The sequence below is a fragment of the Brachybacterium sp. NPDC056505 genome (assembly GCF_042794925.1).
In the GTDB taxonomy this organism is placed as follows: domain Bacteria; phylum Actinomycetota; class Actinomycetes; order Actinomycetales; family Dermabacteraceae; genus Brachybacterium; species Brachybacterium kimchii.
On record NZ_JBHTSV010000001.1, the window covers coordinates 49,295 to 63,904 of the forward strand.

A 14,610-nucleotide genomic window follows, 5' to 3' on the forward strand; every position below is an offset into this window, starting at 1 on the left:
TGTCACCTGCGTGGAGACTCCAGGAAACGGGGCGTCGACGACAGCTGTGTGTCGGTGTTTCCGGACCGTGTTCCCCCGTTGCGCGCCTACCGTGGTCCCGTGAAGCGCAGCGACCGTCACCGTGCCCTCGTGGACCTCCTGCGCGCGCGGGCCGAGCAGCCGATCCCCGTGCCGCGCCTCGCCGAGCGCTTCGAGGTCTCCACGCGCACGGTTGAACGGGACATCCGTGCGCTGCAGGAGGCGGGCGTCCCGATCTTCGGGGTCCCGGGGCGCACGGGAGGCTTCGCGATCGGTCGGGACTACTCCCTGCCGCCCCTGGCGATCACGCCGTCCGAGGCTCTCGCCGTGCTCGCCGGCCTCGGCGTCATGCACGGCTCCCCGCTCGCCCGGGATGCCGGTCGGGTGCGGGACAAGGTGCTCGCCGCGATGAGTCCGCAGCAGCGGGCGCAGGGGCGCGCGTTCGCCGCGCGCGTGGCGCTCATGGCCCCCGACGTCCCGACGGAGGACGAGGTGGCCCGCGTCGTCCGCGAGGTGCTCGTCGAGCCGAGGGTGGTCGAGCTCGCCTACAGAGACCCCCGCACGGGCGAGCGCACCGAGCGCTCGGTCGAGCCGCTGGGGATGATCCTGGTGCGCGGCAACTGGATCCTCGTCGGCTGGTGCCGACTGCGGGATGGCGTGCGCGGGTTCCGCACCGACGCGATCACCGCGATCCGGCAGACGTCCGAGCGTCCGCCCGTGCGCGACCCCGACCCCTTCGCGAGCGATCTCTCGCGCTGGGACTTCCTGGCCGCCGCGCCGTAGGCACGTGCGTGCGGGTGCGGGACCGACCTCGGTCAGGCCCCGGTTCCCGCTCCCTCGGCCTCGCGGCGCTCGTGGAGCTCCTCGACCATGGTGCTGAATGTCTTCTCGTCGATCGGGTAGAACTTCATGACGAGCGCGGCGAGGACGCCCATGAGGATCGGCAGACCGCCCATGACCAGGGACAGGCCCAGGCGCACGTGGTCCGAGGTGTTCGTGGCGGTGGCGACCGCGTCCGAACCCTCCATGAAGCCGAACAGGGCGATGAAGCTGAGGGCGAGGTAGCGGCCCACGGCCTGGCTCATCTTGCGGGCGAAGGAGAACAGCGAGTAGGTGGCGCCCTCGGCGCGGTCGTCGTTCTTCCACTCGCCGTACTCGACGGTGTCGCCCTCGAGGGCCCACATCAGGGTGTTGTTCAGGCCCACGCCCAGGTTGATGAGGAAGTAGCCCAGCAGCGCGAAGGCGAACACGTGGCCCAGCAGCAGCATGATGATGCCGCCGACCACGAACGCCGTGCAGCCCACCAGGTAGCCGCGGCGCTTGCCGATGCTGCCGATGATCTTCGGAGCGAACGGCGCGATCACGAGGTTCGCGACGACGCCCGCGAGGGTCAGCCAGATGAACAGCGTCGCGTCGCCCAGCACGAAGGTGGTGAAGAAGGCGGCGACCGCCTGCATTCCGTACATCCCGCCCAGGAAGATCACGCTCGAGGCGCACAGGAACGCGAGCGGACGGTTGGTGCGGATGACCCGCAGGGACTGGCGCACGCTGAGCTTGGGGGTCTCGCGGAACACGCGCTCGCGCACCCCGAAGAAGGTGATCATGAACAGGACCATGCCCAGGACCAGGAAGCCGAGGGCGCTGATGGTGATGGAGTGCTGCAGGGCGTCGGCGTCGCCCTGATGCTGGTTGATCTGCGGGGATATCACGAGCACGAGCAGCAGGGTGATGATCTGGCCGCCGTAGGTGCGGGCGGCGCCGAGCTTGCCGCGGTCCTCGGCGACCTGCGTGATCGCAGGGGCCAGCGAGCCGTAGGGGATGTTCACCATCGAGTAGACGAAGCCCCACACCGCGTAGATGACGGCGGCGACCACGGCGGTCAGGCCCTGGCTGCCCATGTGGGGGATCGTGAACAGCAGCACCGTCATGATCATCAGCGGCAGGCTGCCGAACAGGATGAACGGGCGGAACTTGCCCCAGCGGGTCATCGTGGAGTCGACGATGCGACCGGCGATGACGTCGGCGAAGGCGTCCCAGATCAGCACGACCAGGGAGATCGTCGCGACCACGCCGGCGGGCAGGCCCAGCACGGTGATGAAGTAGAGGGGCAGGAAGTTCCCGGCGAAGGCGAAGGCCGTGTTGCAGCCGGCGTCGCCCGCGCCGTAGGCGAAGACCTTGCGGAACGGCAGCCTCTCCATGGCGGCGCGCGGATCGGGCCGGGCGGCGCGCAGCGCCTCGGGCGACGGGTCGCCGGGACCGGCGGGCTGTGGCTGTGTCATGTCATCTCCTTCGATGCGATTCCGCTCGTGCTGCGGTGCGCGGGGTCGCGGCGTCGGACGCCGCGGGATCCTGCTCCACGGGAGCACGTCGATGGCTCACCTTCCGAGGGCTCGCCCGGCGGCGCAGGACCACGCCCGAGTGTGTGCTCCACTGCACCCAGGTGCCCCATGCCGTGCCATGAGTTGCCACGTTGCCGGGCCGCGGCGCTGGTCAGAAGGGCGATGGGAAGACCCTCCGACCCTTCGGTCACGAGATCCGGCTCACAGGGGAGGGTCTCGCCGACCCGCTCCGCGGAGGCGGTGAGGAGGCCGACGCGGGCGACGGCCGCGGTGCGACCGACGGCCACGGTGCGACCGACCGCCGCGCTGCACCGGCGGGCCCGTGCGGCGGTCAGCTTCGCGGGGGCTGTGTCGTGCGAAGGCGTATAGCGGCACCCTCTGCCTTATTTGGCAGAGGGTGCCGCTATAAGCCGGTGGGCGACAACTGAACTGGGCAGCCGACCGACGGAAGCCGACGGACGACCGTCTGCCGACGAGAGACCACCGACACTGCCGGCGAGGGCGGGGGATGCGAGCGGGGGCGCGGGAACGGGGGTGCTCAGCCGCGGAGATCGGTGCCCGAATCGCTGAACGGCCCGGGAGCCCAGCGCGCGATCTGGGCGGCGAGATGCCCGGCGCCGTAGCCGTTGTCGATGTTGACCACGCCGATGCCCGGGGCGCAGCCGGAGAGCATCGTGAGGGCGGCCGTGACGCCGCCCGCCGCCACGCCGTAGCCCACGGAGGTGGGCAGTGCGACCACGGGAGCGGCGATCTGACCTGCGACGACGGTGGGGAGCGCGCCGTCCATGCCCGCGGCGACGATCACGCACGCCGCCTCCCGAAGCTCGGGGAGGCGGGCCTGCAGGCGGTGGAGGCCGGCGATGCCGATGTCGGCGATGAGTCGGGCGGGGCGCCCCAGGTGCTGTGCGGTGAGCAGTGCTTCGCGGGCGACGGGCAGGTCGCTCGTGCCGGCGCAGGCGACGATCACCAGGCCGCCGCTCGGGGCGGGCGGCTGGGGAGGCCACGCGAGCAGGCGCGCCTCGGGATCGTGATGGGCGTCGGGGAGAGCCTCGAGGACGGCGCGAGCGCGCTCCTCGTCGGCCCGCGTGAAGAGGATCGGGCCCAGCGGCGCAGGTCCCCCTTCGTGCGTGGTCTCCCCTGCGGGCGCGGTTGCCCCGGCGGGCGCCGCTCGCTCGTCGGGCGCAGTTACGCCATCCGGCGTCGGCCGCGCGTCGCGCTCGGCGATGAGGCGCGCGTACTCGCGGGCGATGGCGCCGACCTGGGCGACGGTCTTGCCGTCGCACAGCACGGCCTCGGGTGCCCCGCGCCGCCGGGCGCGGTCGAGGTCCAGCGTCACCAGGCCGTCGATGACGCCGTCCCCGGACCCGCTCACAAGCTCCCCCGCGCGTTGAGGATCTGCAGGGTGAAGGCGCCGGACTGCATGCCGCCGAGGTCCAGGGCGACGTGGCGGAAGCCCGCGTCCTTGCCGGCGCGCTGCAGCTGCTCGCGGATCCCGGGGACGACGGCCCGGGGCAGCTCGTCGGCCGGGAGCTCGAGGCGGGCGATGTCGCCGTGATGGCGCACGCGGCAGTCGCTGAACCCGGCGTCGATGAGGGCGGCCTCGAGCTGCTCGATCTGGGAGAGCTTCTCCGGGGTGACCTCCTGCCCGTGCGGGATCCGGGAGGCGAGGCAGGGGGCGGCCGGCTTGTCCGCCACGGGCAGCGAGAGCACCCGCGCCACGTCCCTGACCTGCGACTTCACCATACCGATGCGGGCGAGGGGTCGCAGCACGCGGTGCTGGGTCGCGGCCTCGGCGCCGGGCCGGTCGGGGCGCAGGGCGTCGTCGGCGTTCTCGCCGTAGGCGACGGCGTCCAGCCCGAGCTCGCGGGCGACCTCGTCGTCGATCCGGGTGAACAGCTCGTCCTTGCAGTAGAAGCAGCGGTCGACGTCGTTGCGCCGGTACTCCTCGCGCTCGCCCTCGTGGGTCCGGATCTCGACGACCTCCGCGCCGATGAGGTCCGCGACGCGATGGGCGATCGTGCGCTCGCGCGCGGCGAGGGACGGCGAGACGCCCAGCAGCGCCACCACCCGCTCCGGCCCGAGGGCGCGGACGGCGAGCGCGAGCAGCGTCGCGGAGTCGACGCCGCCCGAGTAGGCGACGCCGAGTCGCTCGACTCCCTCGAGCTCTGCGGCGACCGCGTCGGCCAGACGCAGGGGCTCCCCGCTCAGCGCCTCCGGGGTCATGGTTCCCGACCAGGCGCCGGCCCCGTCGGCCGACGGCGGTTCCCCCGGCGCGACGGGGGACGCCGACGGAGCGGGAGACGCAGGAAGAGCGGGGGACGCGGAGGAGGCGGGCGGGGCGCTCACTGGCCGTCCCTCTCGCTCGCCAGGCGGAACAGGACCTCGCCGGCATGGTCGATGACCAGGGTGTCCGGGTCGGCGCGCAGCGCCTCGAAGTCCAGGGACTCAGGGTCGACGTACTCGACGGCGTACTCGGCGCAGACCTCCGGGGGGATCGACGTCGCGAAGGCGCGGCGCACACGGTTGCGCTCCTCGCCGGTCTCCGGGTCGAAGGTGCCCAGGCCGGTGACGTGCGTGGAATGAGCGAGCTCGCCCCAGGGGTGGTCCTTGAAGCGGTCCCACTGCTTCGTGAAGTACTCGATGTTGTGGTACCCGATGTCGCGCAGACCGGGGTGCATGCCGGCAACCTCGGTGATGTGCGGGGCATAGATGATCACCTCGCCGCCGTCGGCGCACACGGGCTCGGACTTGTAGGAGCCCTTCGCGCCGGTCCAGATGTCCTCGTACATCTCGGGGACGATCGCGACGATGCGCTGGTACGGCTTCTCGACGTAGGTGATGTGGGTGCGCGCGGAGATCTTCGCCATCGCGGCCCAGGCGGCCTGCGGGTCGCCGAAGGACATGGCGCCCAGGTCGGCGCCGCCTTCGGCGACGTCCATCGCGAAGCACAGCTTCTCGGTCTCGATGAGGTCGCTCGCGGCGTCGACGAGCTGGCGCACCGGGGTGATGCCGAGGGTGCCGATGATGCGGCTCGCGGTGATCAGCGCGCCCACCCAGTGGGAGATGTCGATGACGTCGTGCACCGAGCAGCCGGGGAAGAAGTACTTGTTCCCGCCCGAGAAGCCGACGACCTCGTGGGGGAAGACCGGGCCGACGATCAGGTCGACGTCGCTCTCGACGACGAGGCGGTTGATCTGCACGCGCATCGGGGTGTCCTCGAGGAGCCCGCCGGTGAGCTCGGAGATCCGCTCGGCGGGGATCTCGCCCAGGTCGGCGATCTGGGACTCGTCGTGCCAGGCGTGGTTGACGACCTCCCAGCCGGGGTAGGTGCGCTCGGGGTGCCCGGGCTCGGAGCCGAGCAGCCGCCCGATGGCCTCGTCGCTCATCGCGGCGTGGGTGCCGAGCGCGATGAGCACGGTGACGGAGCGGGCGCGTCCGGCGAGCGCGCGGTGGATCGCGGGCAGCACGCGGGGCAGGGGCACGGAGCGGGTGCCGTCGGGGATGATCAGGCAGACGCTCCTGCCGTCGAGGTCGCTCGCGGCGAGCTGGTCGGCGACGAAGGCGTCGATCTGGTCCTGGGTGAGGATCCCGCCGGCGCCGCCGATCTGCGCGGCGCGCTCGGCCAGGCCCTCGGGGATCGGATGGATGGTGGGCTGCGCCGCCCCGTCCTGCGCGGACGCACTGGTCCGGGGACTGGTGTCGGTCCGGGACGCCGTGCTGCTCTGGCTCATCGCTCCACTATGCGCCGTGGCCTCGGCGGGGACAAGCACAGGTCCGGGTGTTGCCATGTGGGGACGGTGTGTTGCCATCGGCCGACACCCGCCGGGGCTCAGCGCAGCGGGGGCGGTTCCCCGATGTCGTCGTCCTCCGGGGCCATGTCCAGTTCGGACCAGGCGACGTCGTGCCAGGCGCCAAGCTTCCAGCCGACCTTCGTGAAGGTGCCCACGGGCGTGAAGCCGAACGCCTCGTGGAGGCGGTCGCTCGCGGGATTCGGCTGCGCGACCAGGGCGATCGCCCGGCGGAGCCCGCGCTCGCGCAGCGCCGGCAGCAGCGCCTCGTAGAGCGCGCGACCGCGACCGGATCCGCGCTGGTCGGGCGCGAGATAGACGCTCACCTCGCACGTGAAGCGATAGGCCTCGCGCGGGTTGAACGCTCCCGCGTAGGCGTAGCCCGCCACGCCGTCCTCCTCCTCGAGGACGAGCCAGACGTAGCGCTCGCGCGCGCTCTCGATGCGCCGCGCCATCTGCGCCGCGTCCGGCGGCTCGGTCTCGAAGGTGATGGCCGTCGTGCGTACGTAGTGGGCGTAGATCTCCGCGCAGGCGGCGGCGTCCTCTGTGCCCGCGGGGCGGATCCTCCACGGCTGTGCGCCTTTCGGCGGCGTGGTCTTCTGCGCGCTGCGGGAGGGTCCGCTCTCCGACGTCATGATCACATAGTAGTCTTCCGAAACCACTATCGTGTCAAGGAGTCCCATGGCCGAGGATCTCGCCGTCGCCCTCGCACGCATCGTCCGCGCCGCGCGGGAGGAGCAGGGGCTGACCCGTGCGCGCCTGGCGGAGGATTCCGGGGTGTCCCGGGCGATGATCGCCCGCATCGAGCATGCCGAGGCGCAGCCCACCGCCGCCCTCCTCGCCCGGCTCTCCACCGGGCTCGGCCTCACCCTCTCCGAGCTCATCGCGCGCGCCGAGACCGACGGATCCCGCGTGCGCCGCGCCAAGGCGCAGCCGACCTGGACGGACCCCGAGACCGGCTACGCGCGTCGGGCCGTCTCCCCCAGCGGTTCCCGCCTGGAGCTGGTCGACGTCCTGCTCCCGCAAGGGGCGCGCGTCGACTATCCGGCCGGCGCCTACCGCGCCCTCGACCAGCAGGTATGGGTGCTCGAGGGCACGCTCCGCGTCATCGAGGGGACCTCGGAGCACATGCTCGGCCCCGGGGACTGCCTGACCCTGGGCCCTCCCTCCCCCACCTCGTTCCGCAGCGAAGACCAGGACGACTGCCGCTACGTGGTCGCCCTCGCGAAGCGCTCCCCGCACGAGTCCGGCCCCCGATCCTGACCGGGATCTGGCGCCACCGCGGGATAGGCGGGATAGGTTGGACCGCGCACGAGGACGCGCAGTCGAGCCAGGAGCGGACATGACCCCAGATCCCACCAAGGCCATCCACACGTGGTCGCTGTTCCGGACCCTCGGGAGCTTCGCGGCACCGGGGACGATGCCTGCGCTCGAGGGCCGCACCGACGGGGTGGCAGACCCCGTCGCCCTGCTGGACCTGCCCGCGCTGCTCGCCTCGCACGGCTTCGCGAGCGCACAGATCTGCCACTTCTCCCTGCCTTCGACGGACCGCGGATACCTGGATGACCTGCGCAGTTCCTTCACCGACGCGGGGGTCGCGCTCGAGTGCTTCCTCGTGGATCACGGCGACCTCGCCGATCCGGCCGAGGGCGAGCGCTGGCGCGCCTGGATCGACGACTGGATCGGCGTGGCCGAGCAGCTCGGCGCCCCGAAGGTGCGCGTGAGCGCCGGGGACCAGTCGCCCTCGCCCGAGACGATCGCCCGCAGCGCGGCATCGCTGCGCGCGCTCGCGGCGGACCATGACGGGATCCGCGTGCTCGTGGAGAACTGGCAGGGCCTGCTCCTGGACGCGGACTCGACGCTCGAGCTGCTCGACCGCTGCGAGGGTGCGATCGGCTTCCTCGCGGACTTCGGGAACTGGACCGGCCAGCACAAGTACGCCGACCTGGCGCGCGTCGCGCCGCTCGCCGAGGCCTGCCAGGCCAAGGCGGGCTTCGGCGAGGACGAGTCGCTCGACGCCGAGGACTACCGGGCCTGCCTGCGCCTGATGGCCGACGCCGGCTACGCCGGACCGCTCTCGATCGTCGTCGACCCGCAGCGGCCCGACGTCTGGGAGCGCCTGGACGAGTCGCACGCGCTCATCCGTGCGGAGGCCGGAGCGGCCTGAGCTCAGGCCAGCGGCTGGCAGACGTCCGTCAGCTGCCCCTCCTCGCTCACCTGGTCGGGCGAGGTCAGGTAGATATTGAAGGCGTGGCCCGCGAGCGTGCCGTCCGCGCGCGCCGCGAGGCCTTCGGAGGCCAGGCGCTCATTGATGAGGTCGTGGGCCTCGCTGATCTGGTCGTAGGCGCCGGTGACGCGCGCGACCAGGCAGTCGCGCGCGGGCAGTTCGAGGATCTCGAGCTCGTCCGCGGCCTCCGTGCCCGCGGGCACGGGCAGGAAGATCGACAGGTCGGGATCCTGGTCCATGTACTGGTCGTCGTGCTCGATGACGCCGCCGGGGCCGACGGGCACGATGCCCTGGGCGGAAAGCGCCGGCATCATCCGCTGCCAGAGCCGACCCTCGTCGGAGTAGGTCGGGACGGTGCCGCGCAGGGCGACGACGGTGATGGCGGGGACGGTGGTGCGGGTCAGGGTGATGGACATGGTGGGCTCTCCTTCGTCGAGCAGGCGGGTGATCAGGGAGAGCCTTCCCTGGGACGCGCGCAGCTCCTCGACGAGGGTCTCGCGCTGCAGCCGCAGGGCGTCGGACCAGGCCGGGGTGCCGCGGACGGCGAGGAGGGCTCCGATGGCGGAGACGCCGAAGCCGACGTCCCGGAGCATCCGGATGTCCGCCGCGTCGGCCAGCTGCGCCGGCGCGTAGCGGCGGTACCCGGTCCAGGCGTCGGTCTCTGCGGGCACCAGGACGCCGTGGGCGTCGTAGTGGCGCAGCATGCGCACGGACAGCCTGCTCAGGGAGCTGAACTGCCCAATGCTCATCAGGTGCGAGATCTCGGCCATGGGCTCACCTTCGCGGCTGACACGGTGGCAGGGTCAAGGTGCTTCTCGTCGGTCCTCGGTCTCAGCCCACGAGCAGGCAGAACGGGTGCCCCTCGGGGTCGCCCATGACGTACAGCGGCTCGTCGGCATCGTCGGAGCGGTCCATGAGCAGTCGCGCGCCGAGGGACTCCGCGCGAGCGCGCTGGGTCTCGAGCTCGTCGGTGTCACTCACGCGGAAGTCCATGTGCAGCTGCATGGGGATCTCCTCGCTGGGCCATGTCGAGGGCCGCAGGCCCGTCTTCTCCTGCACGGCGAGGACGCGACGGTCCTGGTCATCCAGCAGGACGAGCCAGTCCGAGTCGTCGGGGGCCGCGCCGTCGGCCGGAGGGTCGTCGCCCTCGCGGTAGTGCAGGCCGAGCAGCTCGCGGTAGAACTCGGCGAGCGCGCGGCAGTCGCGCGCATCGAGGGCGGTGCAGCTGAGCACGGGGTACGACATCGGGGCCTCCTCGCTCCGGACTCATCACCCTACGGCGAGGCAACCCGAGGAACCAGAGGGGGCTCTTCCCGGCCGTGCCCACTAGCATCGGTCGACATGAGCGCGCAGCCGGACCTTCCCCCCACCAGCCCCGCCGTCGACGGCAGGACCGCTTACATCGACGCGACCGCCGGCATCGCCGGTGACATGCTCCTGGGCGCGCTCGTGGACGCGGGGGCGGACCTCGACGCGGTCCAGGCCGTGCTCGACGCGCTGATCCCCGGCTCCGTCCGCTTCAATCGGCGCACGGTCGACCGCTCCGGGCAACAGGCCACGAAGGTCGACGTGGAACTGCTGGTCGAGGATCCGCCCCATCGCACCTGGTCATCGATCCGGACGATGCTCGAGACGGCGCGCGAGGAGGGCACGGCGCCCGTGCGCACCCTCGAGCTCGCCCTGGACGCCTTCTCGCGCCTGGCCGACGCCGAGGGCCTCGCCCACGGCCTCCCGCCCGAGCAGATCCACTTCCACGAGGTAGGGGCTCTGGACTCCCTGGCCGATGTGATCGGCGCCTGCGAGGCGTGGCGGCAGCTCGGGATCGCGGGAGCGGTGGGCAGCGTCATCGCCGTCGGATCCGGGCGCATCCGCGCGGCCCACGGCGACATCCCGGTGCCGGTGCCGGCCGTGGTGCGTCTCGCACAGGGCTGGCCGACGGTCGCCGGCGAGCTGCTCCCCTCCCGCGGACACTCGCACGGGCACAGCCACGGCCCGGGTCACGACCACGACCACGGCGGCGATCACGCGCATGCGCACGACCACGACCACGACCACTCGCACGGGCATGAGCATCCCCACGGACACAGCGGGCACGACCACGACCACGACCACGGTCGCTCGGACCACCACGAGAATCCCTACGGACTCCGGCACCTGCCGCACGTGGTCAGCGGCGACGGCGTCGGCCATTCCCACTCCATCCAGGAAGCCGTCGTCGCCGGCCATCCGGATCCCCACGCCCAGGCTCCGACCGACCCGACTGCCGGCACCGGCACCGGGTCGGACGCGGACGCGGACGCGGACGAGCAGCTTGCGCCGCACGTCGTCGGCGGGCCCCACGCCCACCCGTCGCGACCGGTGCCCCCGGGCGTCGCGCCCGGCATCGGCGAGCTCGCGACGCCCACCGGCGTCGCCCTCGTGCGGGCACTCGCGCAGACCGCGGGCCCCCAGCCCGCGCTGACCGTCGAGACCGTGGGCATCGGCGCCGGCACCAAGGACACCCCGGGACGCCCGAACGTGGTGCGGGTGATGGTGGGCCGCGACGCCGCACCGGGGCGCGCACACGGAACGACGACCGGCGGCGTGGGCACCGCGGGCGCTCCCGTCGGCGCGGGTGACGAGTCCGACGGCGCTGCGACCGCCGACGCGGCCGACGCGCACGCGACCCCCCGCGCGGCGATCCAGCTCGAGGCGAACGTCGACGATCTCGATCCGCGTCTGTGGCCCGGCGTGATCACGAGTCTGCTCGGATCGGGCGCGCTGGACGCGTGGCTGACACCGATCGTGATGAAGCAGGGGCGGCCCGGGATCACGGTCCACGCGCTCGTGCGCGAGGGCGATGAGGAGTCCGCATCCTCCCTGATCATGGACCTGACGGGCAGCCTCGGCGTGCGCCGGTTCGGCGTCGACCGCTCGATCCGCACCCGCTCCTTCGAGCAGGTCGAGGTGGACGGACAGCCCGTGCGCGTGAAGATCGCGCGGGACTCCTCCGGCCGCGTGGTGCGGCGAGAGCCCGAGTTCCGCGACGTCCAGGCCGCCTCCCGGCAGCTCGACATCTCCGAGCGAGAGGCCCTGGAGAAGGCGCGGGTCGCCGCGCTGCGGGAGAGCTGAGCGCTCAAGAGGTCGAGTCGGGCGAGGCAGGCCGCACACCGCCGTCGGCCTCATCGGCGGCCTCCGGGGCACCGCTCCCGTCCGCAGCGATCTCAGCGGCCCGCTTCAGGAGCTCGAGCTGCGTCGTCCAGCGATCAGCGGCGCGGGCGAGCATGCGCGACGCCTTGTCGACGGGGGCCGGGATCACGCGATAGCTCTCGCCCGTCGGCCCCGGCCGTGTCTCCACAAGGCCCGCCCGACGCAGCACTCCGAGGTGCTTGGAGGTGCCCTGGCGCGTGATCGGAAGTGTGCGCGCGAGATCGGTGACGCCACGGGGGCGCGCCGCGAGTCTGTCCATGATCTGCAGGCGCACGGGGTCGGCGAGCGCCTTGAGCACCTCCGCGGAGGCGGCGTGCGCCTCGTGCTGCTCTGTCCCCTCAGACATCCGCACCCTCCTGCGGGATCGGCCCCTCGTGCGAGCCCCGTGCCTCGAGCGCGTCGCGGGCGAGGGAGATCTCGAGCTCCCAGCCCGAGACGTTGTCCCCGTAGTTCCGCGCGTGCTGCTCCGTCGTCATCGCGGAAAACCCGGACTCGGTGACGGTGAGCGTGACGGTTCCGGGCTGCTCCTCAGCCAGGACGAACTCGATGCGAGTACTGGGCATCCCGGCATCGCCCTCGCCGTCGTCCCGCTCCCCGGCGAGCCAGGTGAACACGGCCCGGTGCGGAGGGTCGAGCACCTCGATCCCGACAGGGAAGGTGCCCAGGGTCGCGTCGTGGACTCGGCAGGTGGAGCCGTCGCGCTCGGTGCGGTGTCCGCCGAGAGTTCCGTCGTTGATCCACCAGCCGGGCTCGGAGACCAGCGCCCAGACCGCCTCGAGGGGAGCCTGGATGTCGATGCTCCGGGTGATCTCGTCTCTCATCAGTGCCATGCAACCATATGGTTGCCGCCGGGACCGCTGACGTCAACCCCTCCTCCCGGCGCGGCGGTTCCTTCGTCGGAGCGCGCCGCTAGGCTGCCTCGCGTGACCGGCATCCTGCCGGCGCCGACGTCGAGGAGGACGCCATGCCCGCAGCACTCCACCCCTACCTGAACTTCGCGGGGAACGCCCGTGAGGCCTTCGAGTTCTACGGCAAGGCGCTCGGTGCGACCCCGCAGTTCGCGACCTTCGGCGAGTTCCACGCCGTGCCCGAGGGCGACCCGAACGCCGACAAGATCATGCACGGATCCCTCGAGGTCACCGAGCTGATCCGCCTCTACGTCTCGGACACCATCGAGGGCATGGGCCCTCCGTTCCAGCAGGGCACCAACGTGACCCTCTCACTCATGGGGGACGACGAGCAGGTGCTGCGCAGCGCCTACGAGAAGCTCTCCGTGGGCGGGACGGTGACCATGCCCCTCGAGAAGCAGATGTGGGGCGACCTCTACGGCTCCTTCACCGATCGCTTCGGGATCGTGTGGCAGGTGAACATCAGCGCCCCGGAGGAGTCGCAGGCCTGACCCTGCGGCGCCCGCCGTCGCAGGGCGCGACTAGCATCGTGCGAGGACCGCAGCATCGGCCCCCGTGATCCCCGGATCGCGGGGGCTCTCGCATGCACCGTCCCTCCGCCTCCCGCCCATCGCTTCCCACCCATTCCCTTCCGAAGGACCCGCCACGCCCACCGTCGACCCCCACGACCCGCCGGATCCGACCTCCGAGACGCCCGCGCTCGACCCGGCTTCCGACGCACCCGCACCGGAGCCGGCCTCCTCGCCGTCCGCTCCGCGCACTCTCCGCTCGCGCGCCCGCGGGCTCTTCGCCGACACCCGCCCCCTGCAGAACCTGCACTTCAAGCGGCTGTGGCAGGCGAACATCATCACCGTCATCGGCGCGCAGATCACGATCATCACCGTGCCCGCCCAGCTCTGGGCGCTCACCGGCAGCTCGCTGTACGTGGGGCTGACGGGCCTGTTCGGCCTGGTGCCGCTCGTGGTGCTCGGGCTGTGGGGCGGGGCGATCGCCGACGCCTTCGACCGCCGCAGGATCCTGCTGGTCACCACGCTCGGCCTCATCCTCACCAGCGGGCTGTTCGCCGCGCAGGCGCTGCTGCAGGTCCGCAACGTGTGGGTGATCCTGGGGATCTTCGCCGCCCAGCAGGCGTTCTTCGCGGTCAACCAGCCGGCCCGCACCGCGCTGATCCCGTCCCTTGTGCCGCGCGATCAGCTGCCCGCGGCGAACGCCCTGAACATGACCGTCGGCCAGTTCGGGGCGATCGCGGGACCTCTCGTCGGAGGAGCACTGCTGCCCTTCCTGGGCTTCTCGCTGCTCTATCTCATCGACACGGTCTGCCTGCTGGCGACGCTCTGGGCGGTGCTGCGGCTGCCGGCGCTGAAGCCCGAGGGCGCCATCGCTCGGCCCGGACTGCGCAGCATCCTCGACGGCTTCGTCTACACCTGGAAGCACAAGATTCTGCTGGTCAGCTTCGCGGTGGACCTCATCGCGATGGTCTTCGGCATGCCGCGCGCGCTCTATCCGCAGCTGGCCGACCAGAGCTTCGGCGGTCCCGCGCAGGGCGGGATGGAGTTCGCGGCGCTCTCGGTCGCGATGGCCCTCGGCGCGCTGCTGGGCGGGATCTTCTCCGGGTGGCTGGGCCGCGTGCATCGGGTGGGCCTCGCCGTGCTGATCGCCGTCGGCGTCTGGGGCCTGGTGGTGATGGGCTTCGGCGGCGCGACGTGGCTGGCCGGGGGCCGGGCGATGCCCTGGCTCGCCGTGGCCGTCGCGTTCATGGCCGCGGGCGGCATCGCCGACATGATCTCGATGGTCTTCCGCCAGACCATGTTGCAGGGCGCCGCCTCCGACGCGGTGCGAGGTCGCCTCCAGGGTGTGTTCCTGGTGGTCGTCGCGGGCGGCCCGCGCTTCGCCGACGTCGCCCACGGCGCGGCGGCCGACGTGCTCGGCGCGCCGCTGACCGTCGTCCTCGGCGGAGCGCTCGTGGTGCTCGGGGTAGCCGCCTGCGGCGTGCTCGTCCCGCAGTTCACGAGGTACCGGGTGGGACCGGGACGCTGAGACGGCGGCGGGATCGCACTCCACCGGGCCTTCCCGAAGGGCTCTGACCGGACCGTCGACCGCCGCCGCTCGCGTCCGGTCAGCTCGCTACCGACCCGACCGCT

Annotated in this window: 15 protein-coding genes; 6 read left to right on the forward strand and 9 right to left on the reverse strand. The window is 72.2% G+C overall.

Going from position 1 to position 14,610, the window contains the following annotated elements; all coding sequences use genetic code 11:
- Nucleotides 1-99 precede the first annotated feature (99 nt).
- Nucleotides 100-801 carry a helix-turn-helix transcriptional regulator gene (locus ACFQ53_RS00255; protein ID WP_377853648.1) on the forward strand — a complete coding sequence of 234 codons (702 nt, stop codon included), beginning with the start codon at nucleotides 100-102 and terminating at the stop codon, nucleotides 799-801.
- A gap of 32 nt (nucleotides 802-833) precedes the next feature.
- On the opposite strand, the gene ACFQ53_RS00260 is transcribed toward ACFQ53_RS00255, so the two are convergent.
- The 5 genes from ACFQ53_RS00260 to ACFQ53_RS00280 form a co-directional block, all read right to left on the reverse strand.
- Nucleotides 834-2,297 carry a glycoside-pentoside-hexuronide (GPH):cation symporter gene (locus ACFQ53_RS00260; RefSeq protein ID WP_377853651.1) on the reverse strand — a complete coding sequence of 488 codons (1,464 nt, stop codon included), beginning with the start codon at nucleotides 2,295-2,297 and terminating at the stop codon, nucleotides 834-836.
- A 598-nt stretch (nucleotides 2,298-2,895) separates the two neighbouring features.
- Nucleotides 2,896-3,729, reverse strand: coding sequence for a nickel pincer cofactor biosynthesis protein LarB (gene larB / locus ACFQ53_RS00265; RefSeq protein WP_377853654.1), 834 nt, complete (start codon nucleotides 3,727-3,729; stop codon nucleotides 2,896-2,898).
- Nucleotides 3,726-4,580 carry an ATP-dependent sacrificial sulfur transferase LarE gene (gene larE, locus ACFQ53_RS00270; RefSeq protein ID WP_377853657.1) on the reverse strand — a complete coding sequence of 285 codons (855 nt, stop codon included), beginning with the start codon at nucleotides 4,578-4,580 and terminating at the stop codon, nucleotides 3,726-3,728. Before larE ends, larB begins: the two co-directional genes overlap by 4 nt.
- 119 nt (nucleotides 4,581-4,699) lie before the next feature.
- On the reverse strand, nucleotides 4,700-6,088 hold the full coding sequence (locus tag ACFQ53_RS00275) for a lactate racemase domain-containing protein (RefSeq protein WP_377853660.1): 1,389 nt from the start codon (nucleotides 6,086-6,088) through the stop codon (nucleotides 4,700-4,702).
- Nucleotides 6,089-6,186: 98 nt separating this feature from the next.
- The gene (locus ACFQ53_RS00280) at nucleotides 6,187-6,780 is read right to left on the reverse strand and encodes a GNAT family N-acetyltransferase (RefSeq protein ID WP_377853663.1); all 594 of its coding nucleotides are present in this window, start codon (nucleotides 6,778-6,780) and stop codon (nucleotides 6,187-6,189) included.
- Between the two features lie 46 nt (nucleotides 6,781-6,826).
- On the opposite strand from ACFQ53_RS00280, the gene ACFQ53_RS00285 reads away from it, so the two are divergent.
- Nucleotides 6,827-7,408: a helix-turn-helix domain-containing protein gene (locus ACFQ53_RS00285; protein WP_377853666.1), complete on the forward strand. Its 582-nt coding sequence runs from the start codon at nucleotides 6,827-6,829 to the stop codon at nucleotides 7,406-7,408.
- A 79-nt stretch (nucleotides 7,409-7,487) separates the two neighbouring features.
- Nucleotides 7,488-8,312, forward strand: coding sequence for a sugar phosphate isomerase/epimerase family protein (locus tag ACFQ53_RS00290; protein ID WP_377853669.1), 825 nt, complete (start codon nucleotides 7,488-7,490; stop codon nucleotides 8,310-8,312).
- Nucleotides 8,313-8,314: 2 nt separating this feature from the next.
- On the opposite strand, the gene ACFQ53_RS00295 is transcribed toward ACFQ53_RS00290, so the two are convergent.
- Together ACFQ53_RS00295 and ACFQ53_RS00300 are read right to left on the reverse strand one after the other, a co-directional pair.
- Nucleotides 8,315-9,142, reverse strand: a complete 828-nt coding sequence (locus ACFQ53_RS00295; protein ID WP_377853672.1) for a MerR family transcriptional regulator — start codon at nucleotides 9,140-9,142, stop codon at nucleotides 8,315-8,317.
- A 61-nt stretch (nucleotides 9,143-9,203) separates the two neighbouring features.
- Nucleotides 9,204-9,617: a VOC family protein gene (locus ACFQ53_RS00300; protein WP_377853674.1), complete on the reverse strand. Its 414-nt coding sequence runs from the start codon at nucleotides 9,615-9,617 to the stop codon at nucleotides 9,204-9,206.
- Between the two features lie 96 nt (nucleotides 9,618-9,713).
- Between ACFQ53_RS00300 and ACFQ53_RS00305 the strand changes: the two genes are divergently transcribed.
- A complete protein-coding gene (locus tag ACFQ53_RS00305) occupies nucleotides 9,714-11,483 on the forward strand; it encodes a LarC family nickel insertion protein (protein ID WP_377853677.1) in 1,770 nt (589 codons plus the stop codon).
- Nucleotides 11,484-11,487: 4 nt separating this feature from the next.
- Here ACFQ53_RS00305 and ACFQ53_RS00310 read toward each other — a convergent pair whose 3' ends face one another.
- A complete protein-coding gene (locus tag ACFQ53_RS00310) occupies nucleotides 11,488-11,907 on the reverse strand; it encodes an ArsR/SmtB family transcription factor (RefSeq protein WP_377853680.1) in 420 nt (139 codons plus the stop codon).
- The gene (locus ACFQ53_RS00315; protein WP_377853683.1) at nucleotides 11,900-12,391 is read right to left on the reverse strand and encodes an SRPBCC domain-containing protein; all 492 of its coding nucleotides are present in this window, start codon (nucleotides 12,389-12,391) and stop codon (nucleotides 11,900-11,902) included. Before ACFQ53_RS00315 ends, ACFQ53_RS00310 begins: the two co-directional genes overlap by 8 nt.
- 134 nt (nucleotides 12,392-12,525) lie before the next feature.
- Between ACFQ53_RS00315 and ACFQ53_RS00320 the strand changes: the two genes are divergently transcribed.
- Both ACFQ53_RS00320 and ACFQ53_RS00325 read left to right on the forward strand, forming a co-directional pair.
- On the forward strand, nucleotides 12,526-12,960 hold the full coding sequence (locus ACFQ53_RS00320; protein ID WP_377853686.1) for a VOC family protein: 435 nt from the start codon (nucleotides 12,526-12,528) through the stop codon (nucleotides 12,958-12,960).
- Between the two features lie 64 nt (nucleotides 12,961-13,024).
- On the forward strand, nucleotides 13,025-14,506 hold the full coding sequence (locus ACFQ53_RS00325) for an MFS transporter (RefSeq protein ID WP_377853689.1): 1,482 nt from the start codon (nucleotides 13,025-13,027) through the stop codon (nucleotides 14,504-14,506).
- The last annotated feature ends 104 nt before the right edge of the window (nucleotides 14,507-14,610 follow it).

Coding starts and splice junctions, on each gene's coding strand:
- ACFQ53_RS00275 (WP_377853660.1), bottom strand. CDS start 6,088: ATGAGCCAGAGCAGCACGGCGTCCCGGACCGACACCAGTCCCCGGACC.
- ACFQ53_RS00295 (WP_377853672.1), bottom strand. CDS start 9,142: ATGGCCGAGATCTCGCACCTGATGAGCATTGGGCAGTTCAGCTCCCTG.
- ACFQ53_RS00280 (WP_377853663.1), bottom strand. CDS start 6,780: ATGACGTCGGAGAGCGGACCCTCCCGCAGCGCGCAGAAGACCACGCCG.
- ACFQ53_RS00305 (WP_377853677.1), top strand. CDS start 9,714: ATGAGCGCGCAGCCGGACCTTCCCCCCACCAGCCCCGCCGTCGACGGC.
- ACFQ53_RS00310 (WP_377853680.1), bottom strand. CDS start 11,907: ATGTCTGAGGGGACAGAGCAGCACGAGGCGCACGCCGCCTCCGCGGAG.
- ACFQ53_RS00260 (WP_377853651.1), bottom strand. CDS start 2,297: ATGACACAGCCACAGCCCGCCGGTCCCGGCGACCCGTCGCCCGAGGCG.
- ACFQ53_RS00285 (WP_377853666.1), top strand. CDS start 6,827: ATGGCCGAGGATCTCGCCGTCGCCCTCGCACGCATCGTCCGCGCCGCG.
- ACFQ53_RS00315 (WP_377853683.1), bottom strand. CDS start 12,391: ATGGCACTGATGAGAGACGAGATCACCCGGAGCATCGACATCCAGGCT.
- ACFQ53_RS00320 (WP_377853686.1), top strand. CDS start 12,526: ATGCCCGCAGCACTCCACCCCTACCTGAACTTCGCGGGGAACGCCCGT.
- ACFQ53_RS00300 (WP_377853674.1), bottom strand. CDS start 9,617: ATGTCGTACCCCGTGCTCAGCTGCACCGCCCTCGATGCGCGCGACTGC.
- larE (WP_377853657.1), bottom strand. CDS start 4,580: ATGACCCCGGAGGCGCTGAGCGGGGAGCCCCTGCGTCTGGCCGACGCG.
- ACFQ53_RS00290 (WP_377853669.1), top strand. CDS start 7,488: ATGACCCCAGATCCCACCAAGGCCATCCACACGTGGTCGCTGTTCCGG.